This is a genomic window from Mesorhizobium sp. B2-3-13 (assembly GCF_006442195.1).
In the GTDB taxonomy this organism is placed as follows: Bacteria; Pseudomonadota; Alphaproteobacteria; order Rhizobiales; family Rhizobiaceae; genus Mesorhizobium; species Mesorhizobium salmacidum.
Genome location: NZ_VFVQ01000011.1, coordinates 191,952 through 201,146, shown reverse-complemented (window position 1 = coordinate 201,146; position 9,195 = coordinate 191,952). Strand labels below are relative to the sequence as shown.

Genomic DNA, 9,195 nt, shown 5'->3' with positions numbered 1-9,195 from the left:
GAAAAGCCTCCAAAGCAACGAAAATGGCCGCCCTCAATCCTCACAACAAGCCTCCCGCAATATTGCGCAACGGGCCCTCAAGGGGGGAGATTGGATATTACCTCGGCTTTCGCCAATCGCCGGCGTCGAAAGAAGGCTAAGACCGCCAAGCGGCTGGTCTCCTCCCTTGAGGGGGAGATGCCCGGCAGGGCAGCGGGGGGGCGCTGTCCCGCCGACATTCAAAATTTCCGCCACTCACCACGGCACAACCGAAATCTCCGGCCAGTTCTCCTTTGCCCGCTTGCCCTTCGTCTCATGCGTCCGCCGGTTATCCATCACTCGGTTCGGTGTGATGCGAAACGAGAAGAGATCGTCGAGCCCGAATGGCGCCACGAGTTCCAATTGCCCATCGCCGCCGTAGCGCACACCGACCGCATGCGTCTTCGAGGCGAAATAGCTGACGGATTCACTGGCACTCGCATAGCGCGGGCAGGGTTGCCCGAACTTCTGCGGATACCAAAGATGCACGCGGGCCTGGTTGCGCACTTCGACCGGCAGCGGCAGTCCCTCGAAATGTGCCGCCGCCCTGCGGATGACGGCGTCCTCGGCGTCATAGGACAGGTCGGAGTCATCGAAATAGAAAAGGTCGATATCCCTGATGCCGTAGCCCGACGGCTTGCCGGTCAGATGGTTCCAGACGCTGTTGTAGAGCGCGCCGGAAACCACCAGCCAATCCGGCAAGGCAAGGTCGCGCACTCGCGCCAGCGTTTCACACAGCAGCGGATCAGCCGCGACGATGTCGAGAAACGCCGCACGCTGTGGCTCAAAAGGAAGCCCGGAATACGCGAGATGGTCCATCGCCCTTTTGAGGGCGATTCGCCACCTGCCCGCAATCCTGAATTCTCTATGCCCTGAGCACGCCGCCCGTCTGCTTGCCGACATTGTCGACGATGCGCCTGGCCAGCGCCTCGAAATCCTCGTCTGTCAGCGTCTTTTCGACCGGCTGGATCGACACTTCGATGGCGATCGACTTCTTGCCCTCGCCGAGTGACGCGCCTTCGAAGATGTCGAAGACCGAGACAGCCGTGATCAGCTTCTTGTCGGCGGCAAGTGCGGCGCGCACCAGCGTGCCGGCCTCGACCGCTTTGTCGACGACGAAGGCGAAGTCGCGCTTCACCGCCTGGAAGGCAGACAAGTCCAGCCTGGGCTTGGTCTTGGTCGGCTTGGCCTTCGGCTCGGGCACGGCGTCGACGAACACCTCGAAGCCGCAGAGCGGCCCGGAGGCATCGAGCCCTTCCAGCGTCTTCGGATGGAACTCGCCGAACGTGCCGAGCACGGTCTTTGGACCGAGCTTGATCGTGCCGGAACGGCCGGGATGGTACCAGGCCGGTCCGCCGGCCTCGATCTGCAGCCGGTCGACCGGCGCGCCGCAGGCTTCGAGCGCGGCGATGGCATCGGCCTTTGCGTCGAACACGCCGACTGGGCCGGAATTGCCGGCCCAGTTGCGGCCTGAGCCGTCGAGCTTGGCCGTGCCGCGTCGCACGCCGGCGGCGACGCGTCGCTGCTGGTCGGCGCCATCGCCTTCATAGGTGCCCGACACTTCGAACAAGGCAACGTCGCCGATGCCCTTGTCGGCGTTGCGCTGTGCGGCCGAAATCAGCCCCGGCAGGAGCGAGGGCCGCATGTCGGACATGTCGGCTGCGATCGGGTTGGCAAGCTTCAGCGCCGTCTGGCCGCCGCCGAACAACTCGGCGTGCCTGGCGGGAATGAACGACCAGGTAACAGCCTCCATCATGCCGCGCACGGCAAGCGAGCGCTTGGCGGCACGGGTGCGGATCTGCAGCGTCGTGAGGATCTTGCCGTTGACCACGTCATGCGCGCCGAGCGGCTGCGGCGCGATATTGTCGACGCCATGGATGCGCATGACCTCCTCGACCAGGTCGGCTTTGCCGTCGACATCGGGACGCCAGGAGGGCACGGTCACGTCGACGACGTAGCCCAATCCCTGCGCGTGGAAGCCGAGACGCGACAGGATGTCGAGGCTCTCCGCCTTCGGCACCTCGATGCCGGTCAGCCGCTTCACTTCCGACAAGGGAAGAGAAACGATCTTCGGCTGATGTCCGGCATAGCCGGCCACCTCGGTCTCGGTCGGGGTGCCGCCGCAGAAGTCGATCACCAGCTTCGTCGCCAACTCGATACCCGGCACCATGAATTCGGGATCGACACCGCGCTCGAAACGGTAGCGCGCGTCGGTGATGATACCGAGTGTGCGGCCGGTGCGGGCCGTGGTGATCGGGTCCCAAAGAGCGGATTCGATCAGCACGTCCGTCGTGTTCTCGTCACAGCCGGAGTGTTCGCCACCCATGATGCCGGCAATGGATTCGACGCCATTGTCGTCCGCGATCACGCACATCTCCGGCGTCAGCGTGTATTCGCGCCCGTCGAGCGCCTGCACCGTTTCGCCATCCTTGGCGCGGCGCACGACGAGATTGCCGGCGACCTTGGCGGCATCGAAGACGTGCAGCGGCCGGCCGCGGTCGAAGGTGACGTAATTGGTGATGTCGACCAGCGCGCTGATCGGTCTGAGCCCAATGGCGATCAGCCGCTGCTGCAGCCATTTCGGCGAGGGGCCGTTCTTGACGCCCCTGACCAGCCTGAGCGCGAATCCGGGACAAAGCTCCGGTGCCTCGATCGTCACCTTCACCGGGCACATGCCGCTGCCGACATGCGGCATGATCGCACCGCCGACGAGGCGGCCAAGTCCGCTCGCCGCGAGATCCCTGGCGATGCCGTAGACGCTGGTGGCATCGGGCCGGTTCGGAGTCAAATTGATCTCGATGACCGGATCGTCGAGATGCGCGTAAGCGGCAAAGCCGGTGCCGACCGGCGCATCCTCTGGCAGGTCGATAATGCCATCGTGCTCGTCGGACAGTTCCAGCTCGCGCTCGGAGCACATCATGCCGTGGCTTTCGACGCCCCTGATCTTGCCGACCGTCAGCGTCACGTCGATGCCGGGCACATAGGTGCCGGGCGCGGCGAAGGCGCCGATCAGGCCGGTGCGGGCATTCGGCGCGCCGCACACCACTTGCACCGGCGGCTTGCCGTCGCCGGTATCGACGGTCAGCACCCGCAGCCGGTCGGCATCGGGATGCTGCACCGCCGTCAGCACCTTGGCGATGACGAAGGGCTTCAGGCCCGCCTTGTCGTCGACATGCTCGACCTCGAGGCCGATCGAGGTCAGCCGCTCGACGATCTCGGCCAGCGTGGCGTCGGTTTCAAGGTGATCCTTGAGCCAGGAGAGGGTGAATTTCATTGGATTGTTCCGTAATAGCTGGCAGCAGGAGGCTTCAGGACCGTCACGCGCTCAGGCCTCCGAACAGCGTCGGCATGTCGAGCGGCCGGAAGCCGTAATGCGATAGCCAGCGCACATCGGCGTCGAAGAAGGCGCGCAGATCTGGCATGCCGTATTTCAGCATGGCGATGCGGTCGATGCCCATGCCCCAGGCAAAGCCCTGGTACTCGTCGGGATCGAGCCCGCCGGCCCTGAGCACGTTGGGGTGGACCATGCCGCAGCCGAGGATCTCCATCCAGTCGGAGCCTTCGCCGAAGCGCACTTCGCCTGGCCGCGAGCGGTCGCACTGGATGTCGACCTCGAGGCTCGGCTCGGTGAACGGGAAGAAGGACGGCCGGAAGCGCATCTTGACCTGCGGCACTTCGAAGAAGGCCTTGCAGAACTCTTCCAGCACCCACTTCATGTTGGCGACGTTGGCCGACCTGTCGATCACCAGCCCCTCGACCTGATGAAACATAGGCGAATGGGTGGCGTCGGAATCCTGGCGGTAGGTCTTGCCGGGAATGACGATGCGGATCGGCGGCTTCTGCTTCTCCATGGTACGGATCTGCACCGGCGAGGTGTGGGTGCGCAACAGCTTGCGCTCGCCCTTCTCGTCCGGCTGGAAGAAGAAGGTGTCGTGCATCTCGCGCGCCGGATGGCCTTCCGGGAAATTCAGCGCGGTGAAATTATAGTAGTCGGTCTCGATGTCAGGCCCTTCGGCAATGGCAAAGCCGAGATCGCCGAAGATCGCCGCGATCTCGTCGATGACCTGGCTGATCGGATGGATGCGGCCGCGCTCGGCCGGCGACTGCCGCACCGGCAGCGTCACGTCGACCTTTTCGGCGGCAAGCCGTGCGGCGATCGCCACGTCTTTCAATTCCGCCTTGCGCAAAGCAAGCGCATCGGTGACGCGGTTCTTCAGGCCGTTGATCGCCGGGCCCTTCACCTGCCGTTCCTCGGCGCTCATCGCGCCAAGCGTCTTCAGCATTTCGGAGACCGAACCCTTCTTGCCGAGCGCCGAGACACGCACGGCCTCGATCGACGCCTCGTCGGCGGCCGAGGCGATGTCAGCCATCAGGGAATTTTCGAGTGCATCAAGGCCAATGGTTGCGTCGTTCACGATCAAACTCGCTGCGTTGGAAATCGCTCTAGACGTGAAAGTCACGTTTGGAGTGAAAGTTCAGGCATAAGAAAAACCCGCGCCAGCCGTGCCAGCGCGGGTTCCCCAAATCAAGTGTCGAAAGTGCTTGGGAAGCGCTGGGCTCGGAGCCCGATCCCGAAAAGTTGCAGACTTTTCGGAAAAGATCGCGCTCCCCGCTAATTTCCCTGGAGCATGATGTTGTCCAAAAAGTCAGAAACTTTTTGGCATCATGCTCTAGGCGACAGCGCTCTCAAAAGCATTCGGCGTGGTGTTCTTCAGATATTCGAGCGCGACCTTGGCCTTCGCGACCAGGGCGGCGAAAGCCTGCGGCTCGCGGATGGCCATGTCGGACAGGATCTTGCGATCGATCTCGATGCCGGCCTTGTTCAAACCGTCGATGAAGCGGCCATAGGTCAGGCCGTGCTCGTGGGTCGCGGCGTTGATGCGCTGGATCCACAGCGCGCGGAACGAGCGCTTGCGGTTCTTGCGGTCGCGATAAGCGTACTGCAGCGACTTTTCCACCGCCTGCTTGGCGATGCGGATGGTGTTCTTGCGGCGGCCGTAGAAGCCTTTCGCGGCTTTCAGGACCTTCTTGTGCTTGGCGTGCGAGGTGACGCCTCTTTTTACGCGTGCCATGTCATGATCTCCTTAAAAGCAATTCCAGGAAAAGTGCTTGCGGTTTTCCGTTCGGAATTGCGTAAAACAAATGCGTGTCCGGACCGAATGCCTTAGAGGCCGTTCGGAAGAAAATTCTTGATGACCTTCTTGCCATCCGGTTCAGCCAGAACCATCGTGCCGCGGGCATTTCGAATGAACTTGTTGGAACGCTTGATCATGCCGTGACGCTTGCCGGCCGCAGCCGACAGGACTTTACCCGTACCTGTGATCTTGAACCGCTTCTTGGCGGCCGATTTGGTCTTCATCTTGGGCATTTTGCTACTCCGTAATGTTGGCGCACGATCGCGCTTCTTGTTCGCTTCAGGCCGACCAAAGCCCGAAAAGCAAATGAAACCGCCACGGCATGCCCTGCCGGGCGGTTTTCTTGGAACGGCGGTGCTATAGATCAAAGATGGCGCGGGCGCAACACCTCAGGCCGTGCGACGCACTGTCCCCGGTCAGGGCAGCCTGAACCACACCGGCAGCATGCCCGACAACTGCGCGCCATCGATCAGTTCGAAAGCCGGCAGCGCGATCAGGAACACCAGTCCGTCGAGCAGCGTAGTCAACAGCAGGCGCGGCTTGAAGCTGCCGGTGTCGCCTTCCTGGTAGAGCGAAAGCTTGGGGAAGAAGCGCGGCACGCGCGCCAGATAGTCGGCATACGGTGCGCCGAGCGCTTCCTTGAGGAATTTCTCCTCGCGCAGGATGACGATATGGAAGGCGCCGGCGCACAGAACCGCGAAAAGGATGATGCCGGAGAACGAACCGATCTGCGCGCCGACGCCGGCGGCGGCCACGGTCGAGAACACGTAGAGCGGGTTGCGGGTGATCGAATAGGGCCCGCCAGTGACCACTTCGGAGGATTTGCGCCCGCCTATATAGAGCGTCGCCCAGAGGCGCCCGACGATGCCGAGGAAAATCAACAGCACGCCGAACATCTCGATCGATTCGTGCACCGGCGTGTCCGGCGGGAACGTCGATTGGCCGAACAGCAGTGCCAGAAACAGCACCGCGACGAGCACGGCAAGCACCAGCCGGCGCATCTGCTGGTAGTTGCCCAGCCCGTGTTTGTATTCTGTGTCCAAGTTTGGGTTCCGATCGTCGAGGAGCTTAGCCGGCGATCGCAGCTCTAGCCAGGAATAGGCGTCCCGCCGGTCGTCGGGACGCCCTGTAGCACGATTCAGGCGGATTTTAGCGCGATGACTAGACCTGACGTCATCGTGATCCAAGCGGGTTCTGCAAAAGCGTCCACGGTTTGCGGTGAGAACCCGCGACAACCATGGAAGCTATGCAGACGACGCGTTGCGAAGCGAGCGGAGCCTGCTTAGCGCGGCGCCAGCACCATCATCATCTGGCGGCCTTCGAGCTTCGGCTCGGCTTCCACCTTGGCGATGGTCGCCACCTCCTCGCGCACCTTGTTCAGAAGCTGCATGCCGAGTTCCATATGCGCCATCTCGCGGCCGCGGAAGCGCAGCGTCAGCTTGACCTTGTCGCCTTCCTCGAAGAAGCGGCGGACCGCCTTCATCTTGGTCTCGTAGTCATGGCTGTCGATGTTCGGGCGCATCTTGATCTCCTTGATCTCGATGACCTTCTGGTTCTTGCGCGCCTCGGCCGCCTTCTTCTGGTTGGCGTATTTCAATTTGCCGAGATCGAGGATTTTTACAACGGGCGGCACCGCGTTGGGCGATATTTCAACCAGATCGAGCCCGGCCTCTTCGGCGAGCAGCAATGCGTCGTTGATGGAAACATCGCCGCGGTTCTGGCCTTCGGCGTCGATAAGCTGGACCCGGGGAACCCGGATATCACGGTTGGAGCGCGGCCCATCCTTGGTCGGCGCCGCTGCTTTGAAAGGTCTGCGAATGGTCGTGGTCTCCTTGGCCGTTTCGTTCGGGGTTCGTACAGATCTGTGTGGACGCGCCAATGTGGGAAGCGCGCGGCGCAAGTCAATAGCACAGCGTTCTCAAGAAATCACCTGATCACGAGCCTGTGCCAAGCAAAGAAACATCGCGAGCACTTTCCGCCTTGCCTCCGGCCGTGCCAAAAGCAGGCGTGAAAAAAACCAGGACCGCCCCACAGCCATGACCGCCGCTCCGATCTTTCTGGATGTTGATGGATCCGATATCGCCGTGCGCCATTCGGCGGGCTCGACGCCCGGCATCGTCTGGCTCGGCGGCTACAAGTCGGACATGTTGGGCACGAAAGCCGAGACGCTGTCGGACTGGGCGGCACGAGAAGGCCGCGCCTTCCTGCGGCACGACTATTCGGGCCATGGCGAATCCGGCGGCGCTTTTGCTGACGGCACGATTTCGACATGGCTTGCGCAAAGCCTTGCGGTTTTCCGGAATTTCGCCAGGGGCGATCAGGTCCTGGTCGGCTCGTCCATGGGTGCCTGGATCGCGCTGCGCATGGTGCAGGAATTGCGCAAGGCGGGCGACGCAAGCGTGGTCGGCATGGTGCTGCTGGCACCGGCGCCGGATTTTACCAGTGAGTTGGTCGAACCCGTGCTGACCAAGGCGCAGAAGCGCGACCTCGCCAAAAAGGGCTACTTCGCGGAGCCGTCGGACTATTCCGCGGAACCCTACATCTACACGAGCGCCCTGATCGAGGATGGCCGCCATAACCGGGTGATGACCGGGCCTATCGACACGCATTGCCCGGTTCACATCTTGCAGGGGCTGGCCGATGCGGACGTGCCGTCGAGCCACGCCTTGAGGCTGGTCAGCCTGCTGCCGGCCGACGATATCACGCTGTCGCTGATTCCCGACGGCGACCATCGCCTGTCGCGGCCGCAAGATCTCGACATGCTGGTGCGGGCCGTCGGTGACATGGCCGGACGAGGCAGAGGTAAATGACCATGCGCCTTTCCATCCCGGTCTCCGCCTTCGTCGCGGCCATCGTCGGCTTTGGCGGCACGCTGGCCATCGTCATCGCCGCCGCCAAGGCGGTCGGCGCGACGCAGGTCGAGACGGCAAGCGGTGTGACGGCGATCTGTCTGGCCATGACGGTCGAGTGCCTGTGGCTGTCATGGCGCACGAAAATGCCTGTCATCACCGCCTGGTCGACTCCGGGCCTGGCACTGGTCGCCGCCTCGAGTGGCTTTTCGATGGGCGAGGCCGTCGGCGCCTATATCATCACCGGCGTCCTGCTGGTCACCACCGGCCTGTTTGGGCCGCTGACCCGGCTGATATCGAGAATACCGGCTTCGGTCGCTTCCGGCATGCTGGCCGGCATCGTCGTCACCTTCGCCATCAATGCCATGAAAGCCATTCCAGCGGACCCTTGGCTCATCCTGCCGCTGATCGCCGCATTCTTTGTCATCCGGCTGTTCAATCCGGCGCTATCGGTACTGGCGGTGCTGGTTGGCGGTGGCCTTGCCGCCTTCCTTACCGGCCGTGTCGGTGGCTTGCCCGCGCCCGAACTGTCGACACTGACGTTCATTGCTCCCCATTTCACCGCCAAGGCCATTATCGGCCTGGCGCTGCCGCTCTATCTCGTCACCATGGCCTCGCAGAACCTTTCCGGCCTCGCTGTGCTGCGCGCCGCCGGCTACCACCCCGAGCCAGGCCCGCTGATCGGTGTCACCGGCCTATTTTCGCTCTTGTCGGCGCCTTTCGGGGCCGCAACCACCAATCTGGCGGCGATCTCGGCGGCGATATGCACCGGGCCGGACGTCCATCCCGATCCGGCCGAACGCTGGAAGACCGGCCCGTTCTATGCGCTCGCCTATCTGATCTTCGCGATTTTCGGCGCTTCGCTGGTGGCGATCTTCGCCGTCCTGCCGCAGAGCCTGATCGTGCTTGTGGCGGGTCTCGCGCTGATGGCCTCGCTCGCCAACGCGCTGGCGATCGCGCTTAGGGATGAGGATGACCGGATGGCAGCCACCGTCACCTTCGTCGTCACCGCCTCCGGGCTGACGCTGTTCGGCGTCGGTGCGGCATTTTGGGGCCTGATCGCCGGTTTGGCCATGCTTTTCCTCGATATGCTCAAAAAGCGGCAATCATTTCAGAAGCTTGTCCGGTTTTGGCCGACATTGTCTTGAATCGCCGTTTTCGCCTTCCCATTTCGATTCCACGCAGCCGGTTCT

Annotated in this window: 9 protein-coding genes; 2 read left to right on the top strand and 7 right to left on the bottom strand. The window is 62.8% G+C overall.

What is annotated here, in order from left to right:
* Positions 1–234 precede the first annotated feature (234 nt).
* From FJ941_RS15655 to infC, 7 genes are all read right to left on the bottom strand, one after another.
* The gene (locus tag FJ941_RS15655) at positions 235–837 is read right to left on the bottom strand and encodes a nucleotidyltransferase family protein (RefSeq protein ID WP_140506883.1); all 603 of its coding nucleotides are present in this window, start codon (positions 835–837) and stop codon (positions 235–237) included.
* Between the two features lie 46 nt (positions 838–883).
* Entirely contained in the window at positions 884–3,292 is a 2,409-nt protein-coding gene (pheT, locus tag FJ941_RS15650; RefSeq protein WP_140506881.1) for a phenylalanine--tRNA ligase subunit beta, read from the bottom strand.
* 43 nt (positions 3,293–3,335) lie between these two features.
* Positions 3,336–4,388, bottom strand: a complete 1,053-nt coding sequence (gene pheS, locus FJ941_RS15645; protein WP_246672882.1) for a phenylalanine--tRNA ligase subunit alpha — start codon at positions 4,386–4,388, stop codon at positions 3,336–3,338.
* A gap of 300 nt (positions 4,389–4,688) precedes the next feature.
* Positions 4,689–5,090, bottom strand: a complete 402-nt coding sequence (gene rplT, locus FJ941_RS15640) for a 50S ribosomal protein L20 (RefSeq protein WP_140506877.1) — start codon at positions 5,088–5,090, stop codon at positions 4,689–4,691.
* Between the two features lie 92 nt (positions 5,091–5,182).
* Positions 5,183–5,386, bottom strand: coding sequence for a 50S ribosomal protein L35 (gene rpmI / locus FJ941_RS15635; protein ID WP_006201248.1), 204 nt, complete (start codon positions 5,384–5,386; stop codon positions 5,183–5,185).
* A 183-nt stretch (positions 5,387–5,569) separates the two neighbouring features.
* Positions 5,570–6,196, bottom strand: coding sequence for an isoprenylcysteine carboxylmethyltransferase family protein (locus tag FJ941_RS15630; RefSeq protein WP_140506875.1), 627 nt, complete (start codon positions 6,194–6,196; stop codon positions 5,570–5,572).
* 239 nt (positions 6,197–6,435) lie between these two features.
* The gene (infC, locus tag FJ941_RS15625; RefSeq protein WP_010912915.1) at positions 6,436–6,972 is read right to left on the bottom strand and encodes a translation initiation factor IF-3; all 537 of its coding nucleotides are present in this window, start codon (positions 6,970–6,972) and stop codon (positions 6,436–6,438) included.
* A 217-nt stretch (positions 6,973–7,189) separates the two neighbouring features.
* Here infC and FJ941_RS15620 point away from each other — a divergent pair, with 217 nt between their 5' ends.
* On the top strand, positions 7,190–7,963 hold the full coding sequence (locus FJ941_RS15620; protein WP_140506873.1) for an alpha/beta hydrolase: 774 nt from the start codon (positions 7,190–7,192) through the stop codon (positions 7,961–7,963).
* 2 nt (positions 7,964–7,965) lie between these two features.
* Complete coding sequence (locus tag FJ941_RS15615; RefSeq protein WP_140506894.1) at positions 7,966–9,150, top strand: benzoate/H(+) symporter BenE family transporter; 1,185 nt, start codon at positions 7,966–7,968, stop codon at positions 9,148–9,150.
* Positions 9,151–9,195 lie beyond the last annotated feature (45 nt).